The sequence below is a fragment of the Micromonospora sp. NPDC048894 genome, assembly GCF_040649765.1.
GTDB lineage: Bacteria > Actinomycetota > Actinomycetes > Mycobacteriales > Micromonosporaceae > Micromonospora > Micromonospora antibiotica.
In genome coordinates this window covers 42,475-63,071 of sequence record NZ_JBEZFY010000022.1, presented here as the reverse complement: position 1 = coordinate 63,071, position 20,597 = coordinate 42,475, and the positions used below count along the sequence as shown (strand labels likewise).

Genomic DNA, 20,597 nt, shown 5'->3' with positions numbered 1-20,597 from the left:
TCTTTCCCGCGCCGGAGGTTCGTCGAGACTGCCGTCAGGAGATGCCGAGCTCGTTCTCCAGCACGTCGAACAGTTCCTCGTCGGTGGCGGACTCGTAGTCGTGCGGGGTGTCGTCGTCGGGGCGGCCGGCCCGGTCCTGCCAGCCGCGCAGCACCGCCTCCAGCCGGGCGGTCAGCCGGGCGTGCTCGTCGCCGGGCACCTCGGCCAGGGCCTTCTCCAGCCGGTCGAGGTCGGCGAGGACCGCACCGGCCGGGTCGGCGTCGGGCACCACCAGTTCGGCCTTGAGCGCGCGGGCCAGGGCGGTGGGCTCGGGGTGGTCGAAGACGAGGGTGGCGGGCAGCCGCAGCCCGGTGACGGTGCTGAGCACGTTGCGGAACTCGACGGCGGCGAGGGAGTCGAACCCGAGGTCCTTGAACGCCCGCCCGGGTTCCACCGACGCCGGGCCGGGGAAACCCAGCACGGCGGCGGCGTGCGTGCGGACCAGGTCGAGCAGCAGGGTCTCCCGGTCGGTGTCGGAGAGCCCGGCGAGCCGCTGCGCCAGCGGGGGGCCGCCGGCCGGCGCGGCACCGGCGGTGGGCCGGGCCGGGGTGCGGACCAGGCCGCGCAGCACGGCCGGCAGCGCGTCGGTGCGCCGCCGCAGCGCGTCCAGGTCGACCCGCACCGGTACGGCGGTGGCCCGGCCGGCGGCGACGGCCGCGTCGAACAGCTCCAGTCCCTCGTCGGTGGTCATCGCGGGCATCCCGAGCCGGCGCATCCGGTGCAGGTCGGCGTCGTCGAGGTGACCGCCCATCCCGGTGCCGGTGGCCCACAGGCCGAAGGCCAGCGAGGTCGCGGGCAGTCCGTCGGCGCGGCGGCGTTGGGCGAGCGCGTCGAGGAAGAGGTTCGCGGCGGCGTAGTTGCCCTGCCCCGCCCCGGCCACCCAGCCGGCCGACGAGGAGAACAGCACGAAGGCGGTCAGGTCGTGGTCGCGGGTGAGGTCGTGCAGGTGCCAGGCGGCGTCCACCTTGGGCCGCAGCACCCGGTGCAGTTGTGCGGGGGTGAGCGCGTCGACCAGGGCGTTCTCGGCGGTGCCGGCGGCGTGCACCACCGCGCCGAGCGGATGCCCGGCGAGCAGGGCGGCGACCGCGTCCCGGTCGGCGACGTCGCAGGCGGCGACCGTCACGTCGGCGCCGGCGGCGGTGAGGTCCGCGACCAGTTCCGCCGCGCCGGGCGTGGCCGCGCCGCTGCGCCCGGTCAACAGCAGCCGGCGTACGCCGTGCCGGGTGACCAGGTGCCGGGCGACGAGGCTGCCCAACCCACCGAGGCCACCGGTGATCAGGACGGTGCCGTCGACGGGCCACGGGCTGTCGGCGGTGGTGTCGACGGGCAGCCGGGCCAGCCGGGGCACCAGCAGTTGCCCGTCCCGGACGGCCACCTCGGGTTCACCGGTGGCCAGGGCCGCCGCGAGGTGGGTGGTGCCGGGTGCGTCGGTGTCGACGAGCACGAACCGGCCGGGGTGTTCGGCTTCGGCGGCCCGGACCAGCCCCCACAGGGCCGCTGCGGCGGGGTCGACCGGGGTGTCACCGGCCCCGACCGCGTCCCGGGTGAGCAGTGCCAGCGTGCTGTGCGCGTACCCCGGGTGGGTGAGCCAGCGGTGCAGCAGCCCCAGCAGGCGTTCGGTGGCCTCGTGCACGGCGGCCGGCGGGGTGCCGGGCGGGTCCAGGGTGACCACGACGGTGTCGGGCGCGGGTTCGGGCAGTTCCGCGTCGATGTCGAGGGCGGTCCAGTCGTCGGTGGCGGCGGCCGGGGTGGGGACGGGCTGCCAGGTCACCTCGTAGAGGTGGCGGTGCCGGCTGCGGGCGGCGGCGCCGAGCGCGTCGGCGGCGACCGGCCGGGCCACCACCTGGTCGATGGTGGCGACCGGGTTGCCGTGCCCGTCGGCGACGGTGACGGCCAGCTTGTCGCCGGTGGCCGGGGAGATCCGGATGCGCAGGGCGGCGGCGTGCGCGGCGTGCAGGGTGACGCCGCGCCAGGAGAACGGCAGTGGGGTGTCGCCCGCGCCCTCGTCGACCAGGTTGGCGTGCAGGGCCGCGTCGAGCAGCGCCGGGTGCAGCAGGAACCGGGGCGCGTCGGCGGCGGCCACCTCGGGCAGCGCCGCCTCGGCCCACACCTCGGCGGCGTCGCCGTCGCCGCGCCGCCACACCGCGCGCAGCCCCTGGAACACCGGCCCGTAGCCGTAGCCGTGGTCACGCAGCCGGTCGTAGAGGCCGTCGAGGTCGACGGGTTCGGCACCGGCGGGCGGCCATTCGGTGAGGTCGGCGGCGGCCGGGTCGGCCCCGGCCTGCCGGACCAGGACCCCTTCGGCGTGCCGGGTCCAGTCGGTCGCGTCGTCGGGCCGGCTCCAGATGCCGAGGGTACGAGCGCCGCTGTCGTCGGCGGCGTCGACGGTGACCCGCAGGGCCAGACCGCCGTCGGTGGGCAGCACCAGCGGCGCGTTGATGGTCAACTCGTCGAGTACCGGGCAGCCGACCTGGTCACCGGCGCGCAGGGCGAGTTCGACCAGCCCGGTGCCGGGGACGAGGACGGTGTCGAAGACCGCGTGGTCGGCGAGCCACGGCTGGGCGGTGCGGGCGAGCCGGCCGGTGAGCACCACACCGCCGGTGTCGGGCAGGTCGACGACGGCACCGAGCATCGGGTGGTCGGCGGGGAACTGGCCGAGCCCGGCGGTGTCGCCGGCCCCGGGTGGCGCGTCGAGCCAGTAGCGCTGGTGTCGGAACGCGTAGGTGGGCAGGTCGATCTGTCGGCCACCCGGGTCGACGGCCGACCAGTCCAGCTCGATCCCACTAGCCCATGCCTGCGCCATCCCGGCCGCGTACGCCGGCACCTGGCCGTCGTCGTGCCGTTGCGCGCTGTCGTCGGGCTGCTGTGCCGGACCGGCCTGGGTGCGTCGACGGCGCTGGAGCGCGATGGCGGTGGCGTCCTCGACGCAGTCGGCGACCATCGCGGTCAGCACACTGTCCGGCCCGATCTCCACGAACCGCGTCACCCCACGGGCCGCCAGAGCGGCCACCGCGTCAGCGAACCGCACGGTCCCCCGCACCTGACCCTGCCAGTACCCGACCGAACCCAACTCCTCGTCGGTGACAAGATCACCGGTCGCGGTCGACACCAGCGGAACGGTCGCCGGGTTGGCGGTGACCCCGTCGAGGACCTGCCCGTACTCGGCGAGCATCGGGTCCATCAAATGCGAATGGAACGCATGCGACACCCGAAGCCGACGCGTCTTCACCTCAAGGGAGGCTTCCAACGCGGCGATCTGCTCCTCCGTGCCGGACACGACCACCGCACGAGGACCGTTCACCGCCGCCACGTCCACGTCACCCAGATCCAACTCCGCCAACGGGGCGGCGATCGCCAACATCGCCCCACCCGCCGGAAGGGCCTGCATCAGACCACCACGCGCCGCCACCACCCGACACGCATCCGCCAGCGACCACACCCCCGCGACATGCGCGGCGGCAAGTTCACCGATCGAATGACCCGCCACGAAGTCCGGCTTCAACCCCCACGACTCCGCCAGACGGAACAACGCCACCTCAACCGCGAACAACGCCGGCTGCGTCCAGCCGGTCTGGTCCAGGAGACCGTCCGGGTCGGTGAACATCACCTCCCGCAGATCACCACCCAGCAACGACCCGAACGCCACACACACCTCATCCAGAGCCCGCGCGAACACCGGGAAAGCCGCCGCCAACTCGCGACCCATCCCCACCCGCTGCGCACCCTGACCGGTGAACAGCACGGCGGTGCGGCCGTGGTCGACCCGACCGGTCAGGCCGGTGCCGGCGGCGAGGGCGTCGAGACCCGACACCAGTTCAGCCACGTCCGCGCCGACGGCCACGCCACGGCACTCCATCGCGGACCGGCCGGCACCGAGGGTGAACCCGACGTCCACCGGGCGTTCGTCAATGAGGAAGCCGCGCAACCGGTCGGCCTGCGCGGCCAGTGCGTCCGTCGACCGCCCGGACAGTGGCCAGAGCAGCACCGGCGGCTCGGTGGCGACGGGCACGGCCGAGCCGGTGGCCGCGGTCGGGGCGGGGGGTTCGGCCGGGTCGGTGGGCTCGACCGGGGGTGCCTGTTCCAGCACCACGTGGGCGTTGGTGCCACTGAGGCCGAACGACGACACGGCCGCCCGTCGGGGTCGCCCGGTGTCCGGCCACTCGACGGCGTCGGTGAGCAGCCGTACGTCGCCGGCCGTCCAGTCGACGTGCGGGGTGGGCCGGTCGACGTGCAGGGTGCGGGGCAGTACGCCGTACCGCATCGCCAGCACCATCTTGATCACCCCGGCGACCCCGGCGGCGGCCTGGGTGTGGCCCAGGTTCGACTTCACCGAGCCCAGCCAGAGCGGCTGCTCCCGGTCCTGGCCGTAGGTGGCGAGGATCGCCTGCGCCTCGATCGGGTCACCGAGCCGGGTGCCGGTGCCGTGCGCCTCGACGGCGTCCACCTGGTCGGCGGTGAGCCGGGCGTTGGCCAACGCGTCGGCGATGACCCGGCGCTGCGACGGACCGTTGGGGGCGGTGAGACCGCTGCTGGCACCGTCCTGGTTGACCGCGGTGCCGCGGACCACGGCCAGCACCCGGTGCCCGTGGCGTTGGGCGTCGCTGAGCCGCTCGACCAGCAGCACCCCGACGCCCTCGGCCCAGCCGGTGCCGTCGGCGGCGGCGGCGAACGGCTTGCACCGGCCGTCGGCGGCCAGGCCCCGCTGGCGGCTGAAGTCGACGAACGTCTCAGGCGTGGCCATCACCGTCACGCCGCCGGCCAACGCCAGCGTGCACTCCTCGCGGCGCAGCGACTGGATCGCCAGGTGCAGCGCGACCAGTGACGAGGAGCAGGCGGTGTCGACGGTGATCGCCGGGCCTTCGAGGCCCAGCACGTAGGCGACCCGGCCGGAGAAGATGCTGCCGGTGTTGCCGTTGCCGATGAAACCCTCCAGCTCGGCGGGCACCACCGGCAGCCGGCTGGAATAGTCGTGGTACATCAGCCCGGCGAACACGCCGGTACGGCTGCCGCGCACCGAGGCGGGGGCGATACCGGCCGATTCGAACGCCTCCCAGGACGCCTCCAGCAGCAGCCGCTGCTGCGGGTCCATGGCGATCGCCTCACGCGGGGAAATGCCGAAGAACTCCGGATCGAAAAGGGCGGCGTCGGAAAGGAAACCGCCGGTCTTCGCGTACGTCTTACCGGCCTTGGAATCGTCGGGATCGTAGATGTCCTCGACGTTCCAGCCCCGGTCGTCGGGAAAGTCGGAGACCGCGTCGGTCCCGTCTGCCAGGAGCCGCCACAACGCGGCCGGGCCATCCACACCACCCGGGAAGCGGCAGCTCATACCGACGATCGCGATCGGGTCGTACTCCCGGCGCTCGGCCTGACGCAACTGCCGACGGGCCTCACGCAGATCCGTGGTGGCCCGCTTCAGGTACCCGAGAAGCTTCTCCTCGTTCTCCATCTACGTCTCCCGCCACTAGCCCCAGCCGGGCAGACCCGGGTCAATATCGACTCACGGGTCAGCGCGGCGGCAATTGTCGAAACAGAGAGCTTCTTCGGGGATTGTTGGTTGTTCGCGATGACCCTACGGCGGCCCGGCGCACCACTAACCCCCTACCGCCCCCAGAGCGCCCCCTAGCCCGCGACGCTCCGACCTCGACCGTGGGTCACCGTCGGCCGGGCCACCCGCGCGGCGGCTGGGGTTGCGGGCCGGGCGACTCCGACCGCGGGCATCGTGGCGGAACGACGGATGGCCCCCCAGCACACGCTGAGGGGCCATCCGTCGCGGGGCTACCGCCGGGGTGCGGTCAGAAGCGGGACCATTTCTGGCTACTCACGCCGAGGCAGTCCCACAGGTGCAGTTTGCCGCCGTTGTTGGGGTTCTGGTCGCGGACGTCGACGCACCGGTTGGCGCTGAGGTTGACCAGGTCCCCGGCGCCGTTGAGGGTGAACCGTTGGGCCGGGTTGCCGTTGCAGGTGACCAGGTTGACCTCAGTGCCGTTGGCGGTGCCGGCCCAGGCGGGGTCCATGCACTTGCCCATCGCGCGTACGGTGCCGTCGGTGGCGAAGGTCCAGGCCTGCGCGGCGGTGGTGTTGCAGTCCCAGATCTGGAGTTTCGCGCCGTCGACCGGGTTGGCGCTCGGGATGTCGACGCATCGGCCGCTCTGCGCGCCCCGCAGCCGGGTGGTGCCGGGCTGCGGGTTGCCGCCGCCGGGGACGTAGCTGGAGACCCGCACGTAGTCCACGAGCATCTGCTGGGGGAACTGGGTGGAGCCGTCGGGGTAGCCGGGCCAGTTGCCGCCCACCGCCACGTTGAGGATCATGAAGAACGGGTGGTCGTAGACCCAGCGGTTGCCGCCGAGCCGGGACGGGTCGACGCGGTGGTACTCGACGCCGTCGAGGTACCAGACGATGAGGTTCGGCTCCCAGTCCACCCGGTAGGTGTGGAAGGTGTCGGCGAGGGGCTGGCCGATGGTACGGCTGCCGGTGATGCCGCCTCCGCCGGAGTAGCCGGGGCCGTGCACGGTGCCGTAGACGGTGTTCGGCTCCCGGCCGATGTTCTCCATGATGTCGATCTCACCGGCGGCGGGCCAGCCGGCGCTGCCCATGTCGTTGCCGAGCATCCAGAACGCCGGCCAGATGCCCTGCCCGCGCGGGATCTTGATGCGGGCCTCGAACCGGCCGTACGCCTGGTTGAAGGTGGCGGCGGTGAGCAGCCGGGCCGAGGTGTACTCGCACCGGCCATAGTGGCACTGGTAGTTGGCCGGGTTCTCCTTGCGGGCGGTGATCACCAGGTTGCCCTGTCCGTCGTGGACGGCGTTGCTGGTGCTGTTGGTGTAGTACTGCCGCTCGTTGTTGCCCCAGCCACCGCCGCCGATGTCGAAGCGCCACCTGTTCTGGTCGACGGGGGTGCCGGCGGCGGCGTTGAACTCGTCCTGCCAGCTGATGCCGCCGATGGCGGCCGAGGCGGGCTCGGCCTGGGCCGGCAGGACGAGGGCGGCGGCAAGGGTGACCAGGGCGACCGCCGCGCGGGTGAGGGGTCGGGTTGCGAGCACGGAGGCTCCTCGGGGACGACATCGGGGGCGGGTGGGTTGCGCGCACCGGGGGAGAGCGCTCTCCACGAAGGATGTCGATATGCCGCGCTTCTGTCAAGAATGTTGCCAATTAACTCGGGTGACCACGGGCAGCTCAGGACACCTTCGTAACGAGAATTTCACTCTCAGTAATCAGCGTTTCCGCGCGGTGGGAACGTCGGGGGGCCGACCCGAAGGGGCCCTCAGCCGGGCGCGGATGACTTTCGACCGGGCCCGGGAAACTCCACCGGGGGCCGGATGCGGGCGGGACGCGGTGCGGACCGCCCGCCGACCGGCCCGGCCGATCAGTGATGCAGCCCGCGCCAGGAGGGGTTGCTGCCGCGCCAGGCGTCGGCGAGGATTACCGCCGCCGCCCGGCTCGGGCACTGCTGCACGCGGGAGCGACCCGACGCCCCGCCGATCTGCGCCTGGACCTCCCAGGCCTCCCCGTCGGTACGGATGTACACGTCCCGCCGCCCGCGCGGGCTCGGGTCACCGTTCCACCAGTGCTCCTCGACCATCATTTGCCGACCGTATAGCAAATCGGCCTCAGGACGTGAGTCACGAATTCGTCGAGATCCCTCACGGACCCGGCCCCGGTCACCCCTGCCGGGGAGTGAGCAGGTAGTCGTCGGCCTCCGCGCTCCAGGCCAACGCGACCTCGCCGGCGGTGGCGGCGGCCTTGCAGAACTGGAGGAAACTGCGGTAGCCGAGCTTCTTCTCACTGAACTCGGGGCGGGCCCGGCGGAGCTGGTTCTTGAGGCCGGAGAGCGCCACCGGGCCGCCGGACCCGGCCAGCTCCGCCACCACGCTGCGGAGCAACGCGAAGGCCACCTCCTGGTCGCCGTGCTCGGGCAGGGACACCTCGGGGTCGCCCTTGGCCGGCCCCTCCGCCAACTCGACGACGTTGTGCCCGGCGAGGTGACGCAGCAGCTCGCCGAAGGTGCGGAACCCGTAGTCGGACTCGCTGAAGGTCGGGTCCTTGCGCAGCAGGGTGCGCTTGAGCCGGGAGGCGGTCACCTCGCCGTCGGAACTGCCCTGGAGGCCGGCCACGGTCTGCGCGACCAGCACGGCGAGCGCGTCCGCGTCGCGGACCGGCTCCTCGGCGGCCGGCGGGCGTTCCGGCTCGGCCTGCTCCTGCTCCACCGTCTCGACCTGCTGCGGCTCCGCCGCACGGGCCGGCCGGCCCCGCCGGGCCCGGACGGGCAGGACGTCGACGCCCTCCAGCCGGTCGTAGTAGAGGAACTCGTCGCAGGCGGGCGGGAGCAGCGCCGAGGTGGACTTCTCCACCCCGACCCCGATGACCCGTTTGTTGAGTTCGCGAAGTTTGTGCACCAGCGGGGTGAAATCACTGTCCCCCGTGCAGATCACGAAGGTGGAGATGTAGCCGCGCTCGAAGGCCAGCTCCACCGCGTCGACCGCCATCTTGATGTCGGCGGCGTTCTTGCGGGACGCACCCATCCGCTGGGGGATCTCGATCAGCTCGACGTGCGAGCGGGTGAGCATCCGACGGTCCTCGTCGAAGTACGACCAGTCGGCGTACGCCCGCCGCACCACCACCCGACCCCGCTCCGCCAGGGCGTCGGCGATCGGGCGGAAGTCGAAGGCCCGCCCGCCATGGTGGTCCCGCGCGCCCAGCGCGAGGTTCTCGTAGTCGAGAAACAGCGCGATCCGATCCTCTTGATCCACGCCACCACCCTAATCCCGCCCCCTCCCCCCACCACGCCCGCCACGTCGCAGCACCCCGCCAACTCCCGGTGATCAAGAGGAAAACGTCACCCGACGAGCGGTTCCTGACGCATTCCTCTTGATCACCGGGACGCTCCGGGCGGGGCGGGGGGCTCCGGGCGGGGCGGAGGCCCCCCGGGGGGAGGGGGAGGGAGGGGGTTAGGGGGTTCGGTTTTCGGCTAGGGCCTTGATGCCGTCGAGGACGGACTCGATGTGGGAGCGGAGTTGGCCGAGGCGGGACTCGACGATCTGCTCCTCGTGCTCGGGGGCCTGGTCGATCACCAGGCTGAGGCCGGACCGGCCCGGACCGACCTGGGCGGTCTGCCGCAGCCGGGTGCCGGCGCCCTCCGGTTCCAGCTCGAAACGCCAAGTGGCCGCCGGGGACGACACGTCGGCCCGGCCGGCGCCGTCCGGGCCGGCGAACGCGCCGTCCACGTCCGTGACGACCCACCCGAAGACCCGCTCCTGGTCCAGCTCGGTGACGTACGACGCGGTCCGCCACTCACCGATGCGTGGATGGCTGTTGTAGCCGAGGAAGCTGGCCCCCTTGGCCAGGCCGTTGGTGTCGTCGAGCCACTCCACCCGCTGCAACTCCGGGCTCAGCCGGGCCGGCAGGTGGATGTCGGTCACCAGTTCCCAGACCCGGGACGGAATCGCCTCGACGTAGACCTCGTAGGTCACGCCCGGTCCATCGGCATAACGCAAAACGGCCACCTTCACGATCGAAGATCCGGCTCGCCGGATCACCCCACAGTCCGATCGACGATAATGCATGTGAGCAAGGGGTGGCAGGGGTGGCCGACGCTCAGGTGGTCACCGGCGGCAGCGGGCGGCCCCGCTCCGGTCGAGCGGGGCCGCCCCGGCGTCACCGGTCGACACCGGCTGCCGGCGGGGTGGCCATCTTGTGGTTCTGCCCCGGGACCCGGAAGTGGTGGAAGCTGACGGTGGCGCTGACCTCCAGCGCCTGCACCCAGTGCCACCAGCCCACCGGCACGAACAACAGCTGCCCCGGTTCCAGCACCACGTCGAGCACCGTCGCCTCGGCGAACCGGGGATGCCGGGTGAGGTCCGGGTCCGCCGCGTCGACCGCGCTGAACGTGCCGCCGCGCGGATAGACCAGGTGCCGCTCGTACGACGGGACCAGCCGGACGTGCTTGCGGCCGAGCACCTGGCCGAGCAGCACCGAACTGTTGTCCACGTGCAGCGGGGTCACCGTGCCGGCCGGCCCGAGCAGCAGGTGCCCGAGCCCGGACGGGTCCACGATCCCCTCCGGCGCCCGGATGTCGGCGGCGAGCGGGCGCAGCGCCCCGGACCAGTTCTCGTTGCGCGGCACCATGTAGTAGTCGTTGGTGCGCCGGCCGGAGCCGAGCAGCGCCAGGTAGTCGCGGAACGGCATGCTGGTGCGGTGCCGGTCGTACTGCCAGGCGTGGTCGGGGTTGGCCTCCCGCCCGGTCATCACCTCGACCACGGCGTCGCCGCAGGCCGCCGCCAGGCCGGAAAGCGTCCAGCCGAGGGCGGGCCAGTCGGCCATCAGGCCATCGAGCACGACCGGCCGGTTGCCGAAGTAGTAGCGGGAGAAGAACTCGGCGGGGTCGAGGTCCGCACGCCGTTCCAGGGTCCGACCGCCGTCGCTGTCGCGCAGCGTCCGGTACGTGTCGAGCACCGACTCCAGCCAGTCGTAGCGCAGCGCGAGCCGGCGGCACACCGCGAGGTACGGGTGGTCGGCCAGGTCCCGCAGCTCGGCGTCGATGGCTTCGGGGTCGGCGGACCCGGCGACGGCGGCGGCCCGCACCTGCGGCACCGACGCGCCCATGGCGAGGTTCTCGACGAGCCACTCCCGCCAGGCGGGGTCGAGTCGGGGCGGGACGAGCGTGGTCATGCCCCGGCCGCCGGGACGAGGGTGAGCCGGGGCGGGCGGACCGCCTCCTGGCAGGTCGGGTACGAGTTCTTCACGTGGGCGGGGATGTGGTCCGGCGGCGGGGTGAGCTGCAGTTCGCGGGCGTACTCCTGGCAGTTGACGTAGGAGTTCTTCACGTGGGCGGGGATGTGGTCCGGTGGCGGGGTGAGCCGCGCCTCGCGGGCGTACTCCTCGCAGTTGACGTAGGAACCCTTGACGTGGGCGGGGAAGTGGTCCGGAACGTTGGTCATGGGCCCAGTCAACGGGCCGCCACGTCCCGGCCACCAGGGACCGCCGTCCCGGTCGCCCGGGACGTTCCCGCAGGTCATGGGTAGACTCCGGCCGGAAACGATCATCGGAAGGGCCCATGACGAAAAGCTACGAGCTGCCGCTGCTGGTGTTGACCGCGGCGACCGGGGCGGTCGACGGCGTGAGCTATCTCGCGCTGGACCGGGTCTTCACCGGCAACATGACCGGCAACGTGCTCTTCATCGGTTTCGGGCTGGCCGGGGTGTCCGGCCTGCCGGTGCTCAACAACCTGGTGGCGCTGCTGGCGTTCATGCTCGGCGCGGTGCTCGCCGCCCGGTTGACCCGGCGCTCGTCGGGGCCGGCGGCGCTGCCCGCCGCCGGGCTGGCCATCCTGGTCGGCGGCAGTGTGCTGACCCTCGCCCTGGCCGGGCTCTGGCTCGCCACCGGCCCACCGACGCACGGGGTGATGCTGACCGTCACCGGGCTGCTCGCCCTGGTGCTCGGCGCGCAGGCCGCAGCGGTCAAGCACATCGGTATCCGGGACCTCTCCACGGTCGTGGTGACCATGACCATGGTGAACCTCTCCACCGACAGCCGGGCCGCCGGCGGTCCGGGTACGGCCTGGCTGCGCCGGTTCGGGGCGATCACCACGATGGGGCTGGGCGCGTTCGTCTCCGCGGTGCTGACGTTGCGGGTGAACGGGGCGGTGGCGCTGGTCGTGGCCGGGGCGTTGTTGACCGTCGGCACGGCGCTGATCGCGGTGATCCGCCGCCGCGAGGTGGCCGCGACGGCGACTGTCGACGCCTGACCCCCGCGACCTGCGGCGGGTGCCGCGCCACCACCGGCGCGGGCGGGGAGGACCAAAAACTTTTGTGGGGTTCCTACAACGGTCACCGCTCAGGGTTCGGTGATTACGACATGGCGCTACCGGCCGGCAGCCGGAAGGGTGATCGCTGTCGGGGGTCGATGCCTTGCGGCGCGTACTCGTGGATCTACCGGAGGAGTCGGTCGGGTGTTCAGCCGTGTCGCCATCGTCAACCGGGGTGAGGCCGCGATGCGCCTCATTCACGCGGTCCGAGAGCTGGCCGCGCAGACCGACACGCGGATCGAAACCGTGGCCCTCTATACCGACGTCGACCGTACCGCGACATTCGTCCGCGAGGCCGACGTCGCCTACGACCTCGGTCCCGCCTCCGCCCGGCCGTACCTCGACCTCAAGAAGCTGGAGCACGCCCTGGTCGAGACCGGGGCCGACGCCGCCTGGGTCGGGTGGGGTTTCGTCGCCGAGGACCCGGCCTTCGCGGAGCTGTGCGAGAAGATCGGGGTGACCTTCGTCGGGCCGAGCCCGGACGCGATGCGCAAGCTCGGCGACAAGATCGGCGCGAAGCTGATCGCCGAGGAGGTCGGCGTGCCGGTCGCGCCGTGGAGCCGGGGCGCGGTGGAGACCCTGGAGGCGGCGATCACCGCCGCCGCCGAGATCGGCTACCCGCTGATGCTCAAGGCGACCGCCGGTGGTGGCGGGCGGGGCATCCGCGTCGTCACCAGCGACGCCGAGCTGGCCGACGCCTACCAGCGCACCAGCCAGGAGGCGGCCCGCGCCTTCGGCAGCGGCATCGTGTTCCTGGAGCGCCTGGTCACCGGCGCCCGGCACGTCGAGGTCCAGGTGATCGCGGACGGTCAGGGCACCGCCTGGGCGCTCGGCGTACGCGACTGCTCGGTGCAGCGGCGCAACCAGAAGGTCATCGAGGAGTCCGCCTCCCCGGTGCTCAGCCCGGAGCAGGCCGTCGAGCTCAAGACGTCAGCCGAACGGCTGGCCGTCGCGGTCGGCTACCGGGGCGCGGCGACCGTCGAGTTCCTCTACCACCCGGGTGACCGGTTGTTCGCCTTCCTGGAGGTCAACACCCGGCTCCAGGTGGAGCACCCGATCACCGAGCTGACCACCGGTTTCGACCTGGTCAAGGCGCAGCTGCACGTCGCGGCGGGCGGCCGGCTCGACGGGGTGCCGCCGCTGGAGCGCGGGCACGCCATCGAGGCCCGGCTCAACGCCGAGGACCCGGACCGCGACTTCGCGCCCGCCCCCGGCCGGATCGCCCGGCTGGACCTGCCCGCCGGGCCCGGCATCCGGGTGGACACCGGGGTCAGCGAGGGCGACACCATCCCGGCCGACTTCGACTCGATGATCGCGAAGATCATCGCCTACGGGCGGGACCGCGACGAGGCGCTCGGCCGGCTGCGGCGGGCGATGGCCAACACCACCGTGATCATCGAGGGCGGCGCGACCAACAAGAGCTTCGTGCTCGACCTGCTCGACCAGCCCGAGGTGATCGACGCCAGCGCCGACACCGGCTGGATCGACCGGGTACGCGCCGAGGGCCGGCTCGTCTCGCACCGGCACTCCGCCGTCGCGCTCGCCGCCGCCGCGATCGAGGCGTACGAGGAGCAGGAACGCGCCGAGCAGCAGCGGCTGCTGTCGACGGCGTTCGGCGGGCGTCCCCAGGTTCAGCACGTCAGCGGCCGGCCGTTGGACCTCAAACTGCGCGGCGTGGGCTACCGGATGCGGGTGGCCCGGGTCGGCGCGCACCGGTTCCGGGTCGGTATCGAGGCCGGTGGCGACGTGCACACCGCCGACGTCGAGCTGGACCGGTTCGACCGGCACACCGGGCAGATCGCCGTCAACGGTGCCCGGTACCGGCTGCTCACCGGCACCCACGGCGCGATCCACCTGGTCGAGGTCGACGGCGTGACCCACCGGGTCGGCCGCGACGAGGGCGGCGTGGTCCGCTCCCCGATGCCGGCGCTGGTCGTCGCGACGCCGGTGGAGGTGGGTGCCGAGGTCGAGGCGGGCGCACCGGTGCTGGTGCTGGAGGCGATGAAGATGGAGACGGTGCTGCGGGCACCGTTCCGGGCCCGGCTCAGGGAGTGCGGCGTCTCCGTCGGCAGCCAGGTGGAGGCCGGCGCGGCGCTGCTGCGGCTGGAGCCCCTCGCCGACGACTCCGACGACACCCCGGACACCCCCACCGCCGCTCCCGTCGCCCTGGACCTTCCCGTCGCGCCCGACCAGGCCCCGGCGGTCGAGCGGTCCCGGCGCGGCCAGGAGGACCTCCGTGGTCTGCTGCTGGGTTTCGACGTGGACCCGCACGACGACGGCCGGGTGCTCGACGAGTACCTCGCCGCACGGCGGGCCGCCATCGAGGACGGCCACCGTCCGCTGGCCGAGGAGATCGACCTCGTCGACGTCTTCGCCGACCTCGCCGAGCTGACCCGCAACCGGCTGACCGGTGAGGACGTCAGCGGGGACAACCACGTCCCCAGCGCCCGCGAGTATTTCCACACCTACCTGCAGAGCCTCGACGTCGAGCGGGCCGGGCTGCCGGCGCCCTTCCAGGCCAAGCTGGCCAAGGCCCTCGGCCACTACGGCGTCACCGAGCTGGACCGCTCCCCCGCTCTCGAAGCCGCCGTGTTCCGCATCTTCCTGGCCCAGCAGCGGGCCTCCGCCGACGCCACGGTCGTCGCGACGCTGCTGCGCTCCTGGCTGCGCGAGCCCCCGCCGGACGCGGTGCTGCGTGAGCCCGCCGGTCTCGCGTTGGAGCGGCTGGTGGCGGCGACGCAGGTGCGTTTCCCGGTCGTCGCCGACCTGGCGCGCGGCGTGGTGTTCGCCTGGTTCGCCCAGCCGCTGCTGCTGCGCAACCGCGCCCGGCTGTACGCCTCGGTCCGCCGCCACCTGCGTCACCTGGACGCGCACCCGGACGCGGCGGACCGCGCCGAGCGGGTCGCGGAGATGGTCCGCAGCACCGAACCCCTGGTCCGGGTGCTCGGCCAGCGGCTCGTCCGGGACCACCTCGACAACGCGGTGATGCTGGAGGTGCTGACCCGGCGGTACTACGGCAACAAGGGTCTCGCCGACGTCCGCACCCGCCAGGTCGCCGACTGCACGTTCGTGGTGGCCGAGCGGGCCGACTCCAGCCTGCTCTCCGCCGCCGTACGCTTCGACGCGTTGGGCGACGCGCTGCGCGGGCTCGCCGAGCTGGCCGGGGACGGCTCCGCCGTCGACGCCGACATCTACCTCGGCTGGGAGAACCAGCCGGAGGACTTCGACGCGATGGCCGCCGCGCTGCTGGAGGTCGTCAACGCGCACCCGCTGCCGGCCCAGGTCCGTCGGCTCACCACCACCGTCGCCGGGCGTGGCGGCGCGGTGATGCACCACCACTTCACGTTCCGCCCGTCGAGCACGGGGATGAGCGAGGAGCGGCTGATCCGGGGCCTGCACCCGTACATCGCGCAGCGGATGCAGTTGGAGCGGCTGCGCAAGTTCGACCTGACCCGGCTGCCGTCGTCGGACGAGGAGGTCTACCTCTTCCAGGCCGTCGCCCGGGAGAACCCGTCCGACGAGCGGCTCGTCGCGTTCGCCCAGGTGCGTGACCTGACGGCGCTGCGCGAGCACGACGGTCGGCTGGTCGCCCTGCCCACGGCCGAGGACATCGTCGCCACCTGCCTGGACTCGATCCGTCGGGCGCAAACCCGCCGCCCGTCCAAGACCCGCTTCAACACCAACCGGATCGTCATCTACGTCTGGCCGCCGAGCGACCTGACCCGTGAGGAGATGGAGATGATCGCCGGGCGGGTCCGCCCGACGACCGTCGGCGCGGGGCTGGAGGAGATCCTGTTCATCGCGCGCCAGCGCGACCGCCGCACCGGTGAGCTGACCAAGATCGCGGTACGGATCTCGTTCGACGCCACCGGTGGGGCCGAGCTGAGCATGGGTGAGCCGCCGGCCGACCCGGTCGAGCCGCTCGACGACTACCGGCTGAAGGTGCTGCGGGCCAGCAGCCGCAACACGGTCTACCCGTACGAGTTGACCGGGATGCTCGGCCAGTTCGTCGAGCACGACCTCGACGACGAGCACGCGCTGGCGCCGGTGGACCGGCCCCGGGGGCGCAACACGGCGGCGATCGTCGCGGGGGTGGTCACCACGCCGACCCCGCGGCACCCGCAGGGCGTCACCCGGGTGGTGCTGCTGGGCGACCCGACCAAGTCGCTCGGCGCGCTCTCCGAGGCCGAGTGCCGGCGGGTGATCGCCGCCCTGGATCTGGCGGAGCGGCTCCAGGTGCCGCTGGAGTGGTACGCCCTGTCGGCCGGTGCCCGGATCTCGATGACGTCGGGCACCGAGAACATGGACTGGGTGGCGGCGGCGCTCAAGCGGATCGTCGAGTTCACCCAGGACGGCGGCGAGATCAACATCGTGGTCGCGGGGATCAACGTGGGCGCCCAGCCGTACTGGAACGCCGAGGCGACGATGCTCATGCACACCCGGGGCATCCTGGTGATGACGCCGGAGGCCGCGATGGTGCTCACCGGCAAGCAGTCGCTGGACTTCTCCGGTGGGGTCTCCGCCGAGGACAACTTCGGCATCGGCGGCTACGACCGGGTGATGGGCCCCAACGGGCAGGCGCAGTACTGGGCGCCCAACCTGACGGCGGCCCGGGACGTGCTGATGTCGTACTACGACCACACGTACGTCGCGCCCGGGGAGGACGCCCCGCGTCGGGCGACCACCGCCGACCCGGCCGACCGGGACGTCTCCGCCTTCCCGCACACCGTGGCGGGCAGCGACTTCACCACCGTCGGCGAGATCTTCTCCGCCACGGCGAACCCGGACCGCAAGAAGCCGTTCGACATCCGTACGGTGATGCGGGCGCTGTCCGACCAGGACCACCCGGTGCTGGAGCGGTGGGCGGGCATGGCCGACGCGGAGACCGCGGTGGTGCAGGACGTCCACCTCGGTGGCATCCCGGTCTGCCTGCTCGGCATCGAGTCGCGGTCGGTGCCCCGCCGGGGCTTCCCGCCCACCGACGGCCCGGACACCTACACCGCGGGCACCCTGTTCCCGCGCTCGTCCAAGAAGGCCGCGCGGGCGATCAACGCGGCCAGCGGCAACCGGCCGCTGGTGGTGCTGGCGAACCTGTCGGGCTTCGACGGCTCACCCGAGTCGATGCGCAAACTGCAACTGGAGTACGGGGCCGAGATCGGCCGGGCGATCGTCAACTTCCGCGGTCCGATCGTGTTCTGCGTGATCTCCCGCTATCACGGCGGGGCGTTCGTGGTCTTCTCCAAGGCGCTGAACCCGAACATGACGGTGCTGGCACTGGAGGGCTCGTTCGCCTCGGTGCTCGGCGGCGCCCCGGCGGCGGCGGTGGTGTTCTCCGGCGACGTCAACGCCCGTACCGCTGCCGACCTGCGGGTGCGCGACCTGGAGGCGCGGGTCGCGGCGGCCACCGGCACCGAGCGGGCGGCGCTGACCGCGGAACTCGACGAGACCCGCGCGGCGGTCCGCGCGGAGAAGCTCGGCGAGGTGGCGGCGGAGTTCGACCGGGTGCACAACATCCAGCGGGCGGTGGAGGTCGGCTCGGTCGACGCGGTGATCCGGGCCGCCGAACTGCGCCCCCGCATCATCGAGGCGATCGAGTCCCGACTGCGGTGACGCCGACCGGCGGGGTCCGGTGGGCCCCGCCGGTCGGCTGACCGGTCGGCCGAGCCGGCGGTGTGGCGGTCGCTGACCGACCCGCCCGGGTGACGTCGTCAGGTCCGGTATGGCGGTCGCTGGTCGATCCGGCGGGGTGACGTCGCCAGTCCGGGGTGGCGGTCGCTGGTCGACCCGGCGGTGGCGGTCGCCGGTCCGGGCGGGCCTACCGACGGGCCGCAGCTGCGGCCCGAACTGCCGGAGCCGACCGGCCTGGGAGTGGTTGTCGTGGACAGCGTTATGCCGCAGCGTCATATTCATGACGCTGCGGCATAACGCTGTCTGCGCATCCTGACGTCGGGACGGGACGGGGACGCCGCCGCAGTGAGGAGCGGCAGGCAGCAGAGCAGCCGGCCGCCGGGGACACCTGGCGGCGGAGGCAGCGCCCGGACCGGACGCCGGGCGCCGGCACCCAGACAGCCCGTCGGGACCGGTCGGAGCGCAGCCCGGCAGGACCGACCAGAGCGCAGCCGGCCGCCGAGCGACCGGTGCGCAGCCGTCAACGCGTGGCGGGTGCCCCGGCGTCGGCCAGCAGCCGCTGACGCATCAGGAACTTGCGGACCTTGCCCGTCGGGCCCATCACCACACCGTCGTCGGGCACGGTGACCACCCGCCGCAGCGTCCCGCCGACCACGGGGCCGAGCGCGGTGCGGACCTGGTCGGCGCGGTCGAGCGCCGGATCGGCGTCGTCGGCGAGCAGGAGCAGCACCTCGGTGACGATGCGGTCGTCGTCCTCCCGGACCGCGATGACAGTGCAGTCGCGCACGTCCGGGCAGTGCTTCAGGACGCGCTCCTCGGACAGCGCCGTGTAGAGCCAGTTGCCGTCGCCCAGGTCGACGGCGTCGCTGGCCCGGTCGACGTGGTGGTAGTTGCCCTCCGGGTCGCGGTACATCAGGTCACCGGTCAGGTAGTAGCCGTTGAGCCGGGTACGGAAGGTGTTGACCGAGTCGTTCCAGTACCCGATCGCCAGCGTCGGCGACTTGAGCCCGACGTGGCCCACCTCCCCCTCGGCGACCTCCTCGCCCGTCACCACGTCGAGCAGGGCGATCTGCGCGAACGGGTACGGCTTGCCGACGCAACGGTCGTAGCGGTCACTGCCGAGGCGGTGGCTGATCCGGAACGCGCCGTGGCCCATCTCGGTGGAGCCGAGCATGTCGACGAACTTCGAACCGGGCACGTCCACCATGCCCTGCCGGGTGTACGCCGGGTGGCTGCCGACGGCCACCAGCCGCCGGATGTGCGACTCGTGGGCGCAGTCGCCGGTGTTGAACCAGTTGCGCACCGAACTCAGGTCGCGGGCGGTCAGGTCGTGGCGGGCCAGCTCCGACCAGGTCACCGCGAAACCGAAGACGCCGGTCGGCCGCCAGCGTTCGATGGCGTCGAGGATCGTCTCGGCGCTGCGCGCGAACGGGCCACCCTGCGCCGACAGGTAGAGCAGCTGGTAGCCGTTGCAGAGCGCCTGGTTGACGGTGATGATGCCGGCGGTGTGCGCGGCCGGCAGGACGGACAGCTCCCGTACCTCACCGTAGGGGCGGGACTCGGTGAGCCGGACCGCCCGGATGGCGGCGAACAGCCCGTGGTGCGAGTGGACGATCGCGGCCGGCACCCGGGTGGTCCCCGACGAGTGGGTGATGGCGACCGGGTCCTCGGGGTGGTGGCGGTAGTGCGGCGGGGCCTGGTCGGGGTCGCCGGTGCCGGTCTCCGCGGCGTCGCCGAGGATCGGCACCCCGAGGTCGTGCTCACGCAGCGCGGCATGGTCGGCGTCGACGACGACCCCGACGCCGCGTAGCCGCCTGATGAACTCGGCCGCCAACTCGATCGGCATGTTGCCGTTCATCAGGGCCGGGATCGCACCGAGCCGGTTGAGGGCCAGGAAGTTGAGGAACACGTCGGGCGCGGACGTCACGTAGACCGCGACCGGGTCACGCCGGCCGATGCCGCGCCGCCGGAACCAGTCGGCGCGGGCGGCGACCCGCTCGGTCAGGGTGGCCAGCGACAGCGGCGTCCAGGCGGGGATCCCGTCCACGTCGACGTCGAAGGTCACCCGGGGCAGGTCCGGGTCGGCACCGTGTTCGGCCAGCCGGAGCAGGACGTTTCCGGCCCCCAGCTCCATGTCGGCCGCCAGGGTCGCCCGGAAGTTGTCGGCACCCAACGAGTTGTCTCCTCACCTGACACGCTCACGGTCACCGCACCTCGGCGCGACGGCCGATCTGGGACACGCTCAGGCTAGAGCGCGGACCACCGGCAGACAATGGCCAACATCAATTTCGGGTACGACCACGGCGGTGACCGCCCGTGCCGCCCGGCCGGTTTGCGGCGGCCTGTCAGGAGACCTCACGGTTGAACAGGTGCGACGACCAGACCAGGCTGACCGCCGCCAACCCGATCATGATGAGCGCACCCTGCCAGACCACGGGTTGGCCGATCTGACCGTTGAACAGCGCCCGCATGCCGTTGGTGGCCCAGGCGAACGGGTTCCAGACCGCGACCTGCTGGATCCACAGCGGGGCCAGCACCAGCGGGATGAGCACCCCGGCGAGCAGCGAGATCGGCTGGCCGACGGTGTTCACCAGCACACCGAGGCTGTTCTCGTTGCGCACCAGCAGCGCGATGTCGTACGAGATCGAGGTGCTCAGCAGCACCATCACCGACAGCAACGCGTAGGAGATGAGCAGGTTGCCCAGGTGCACCCGCAGCCCGAACGGCAACGCCACCAGCGTGATGATCACCGCCTGCACCACGTTCAGGCAGACGTGCATCAGGGCCCGGCCCAGCAGCAGCGCCGTGCGGCTGACCGGGGTCACCCGGCACCGGTCGATGATGCCGGCACGCAGGGCACTGAGCAGCCCGTAGCCGGCGAACAGCCCACCGAACAGGCCCATCGCCACGAACAGTCCGGGCACGTAGATGCGGTACGCGTCCGCGTACGAGGAGGCGCCCCGGTCGACCATCACCACCTTGAGGAACGGGGCGAACAGCACCAGATAGGTGATCGGCTGGGCCAGGCTGAACGCCACCATCACCGGGTTGCGCACCATCAGGCCGACCTCCTGCTGGAAGATCAGCCAGGTGTCGCGGACCAGTTTCACTGCGGCTCCTCTCGCACCGG

At 72.5% G+C, this 20,597-nt stretch carries 11 protein-coding genes; 2 read left to right on the top strand and 9 right to left on the bottom strand.

Features of this window, described 5'->3' with window-relative positions; all coding sequences use genetic code 11:
• Positions 1-34: 34 nt before the first annotated feature.
• The 7 genes from AB0C22_RS30245 to AB0C22_RS30215 all read right to left on the bottom strand — a co-directional run bounded on the left by AB0C22_RS30245 (position 35) and on the right by AB0C22_RS30215 (position 10,973).
• Positions 35-5,485 carry an SDR family NAD(P)-dependent oxidoreductase gene (locus AB0C22_RS30245; RefSeq protein ID WP_357538332.1) on the bottom strand — a complete coding sequence of 1,817 codons (5,451 nt, stop codon included), beginning with the start codon at positions 5,483-5,485 and terminating at the stop codon, positions 35-37.
• Between the two features lie 346 nt (positions 5,486-5,831).
• Positions 5,832-7,079 carry a glycoside hydrolase family 16 protein gene (locus AB0C22_RS30240; RefSeq protein WP_307799570.1) on the bottom strand — a complete coding sequence of 416 codons (1,248 nt, stop codon included), beginning with the start codon at positions 7,077-7,079 and terminating at the stop codon, positions 5,832-5,834.
• Between the two features lie 323 nt (positions 7,080-7,402).
• Entirely contained in the window at positions 7,403-7,621 is a 219-nt protein-coding gene (locus AB0C22_RS30235; RefSeq protein ID WP_091251726.1) for a hypothetical protein, read from the bottom strand.
• Positions 7,622-7,697: 76 nt separating this feature from the next.
• Positions 7,698-8,786, bottom strand: coding sequence for an NYN domain-containing protein (locus AB0C22_RS30230; RefSeq protein WP_219469109.1), 1,089 nt, complete (start codon positions 8,784-8,786; stop codon positions 7,698-7,700).
• 198 nt (positions 8,787-8,984) lie between these two features.
• Positions 8,985-9,506 (bottom strand): SRPBCC family protein, encoded by a 522-nt coding sequence (locus tag AB0C22_RS30225; protein WP_219469105.1) that lies wholly within the window; start codon positions 9,504-9,506, stop codon positions 8,985-8,987.
• Between the two features lie 184 nt (positions 9,507-9,690).
• Complete coding sequence (locus AB0C22_RS30220; RefSeq protein ID WP_357538330.1) at positions 9,691-10,704, bottom strand: cupin-like domain-containing protein; 1,014 nt, start codon at positions 10,702-10,704, stop codon at positions 9,691-9,693.
• On the bottom strand, positions 10,701-10,973 hold the full coding sequence (locus AB0C22_RS30215) for a hypothetical protein (protein ID WP_219469098.1): 273 nt from the start codon (positions 10,971-10,973) through the stop codon (positions 10,701-10,703). The genes AB0C22_RS30220 and AB0C22_RS30215 overlap by 4 nt, the downstream gene beginning before the upstream one ends.
• A gap of 116 nt (positions 10,974-11,089) precedes the next feature.
• On the opposite strand from AB0C22_RS30215, the gene AB0C22_RS30210 reads away from it, so the two are divergent.
• Together AB0C22_RS30210 and AB0C22_RS30205 are read left to right on the top strand one after the other, a co-directional pair.
• Positions 11,090-11,779: a YoaK family protein gene (locus AB0C22_RS30210; protein WP_219469095.1), complete on the top strand. Its 690-nt coding sequence runs from the start codon at positions 11,090-11,092 to the stop codon at positions 11,777-11,779.
• Between the two features lie 204 nt (positions 11,780-11,983).
• On the top strand, positions 11,984-17,449 hold the full coding sequence (locus tag AB0C22_RS30205) for a carboxyl transferase domain-containing protein (RefSeq protein WP_357538327.1): 5,466 nt from the start codon (positions 11,984-11,986) through the stop codon (positions 17,447-17,449).
• Positions 17,450-17,987: 538 nt separating this feature from the next.
• On the opposite strand, the gene AB0C22_RS30200 is transcribed toward AB0C22_RS30205, so the two are convergent.
• Positions 17,988-19,601, bottom strand: a complete 1,614-nt coding sequence (locus AB0C22_RS30200) for a class I adenylate-forming enzyme family protein (protein WP_219470832.1) — start codon at positions 19,599-19,601, stop codon at positions 17,988-17,990.
• Between the two features lie 211 nt (positions 19,602-19,812).
• The gene (locus tag AB0C22_RS30195) at positions 19,813-20,577 is read right to left on the bottom strand and encodes an ABC transporter permease (RefSeq protein ID WP_208569117.1); all 765 of its coding nucleotides are present in this window, start codon (positions 20,575-20,577) and stop codon (positions 19,813-19,815) included.
• Positions 20,578-20,597 lie beyond the last annotated feature (20 nt).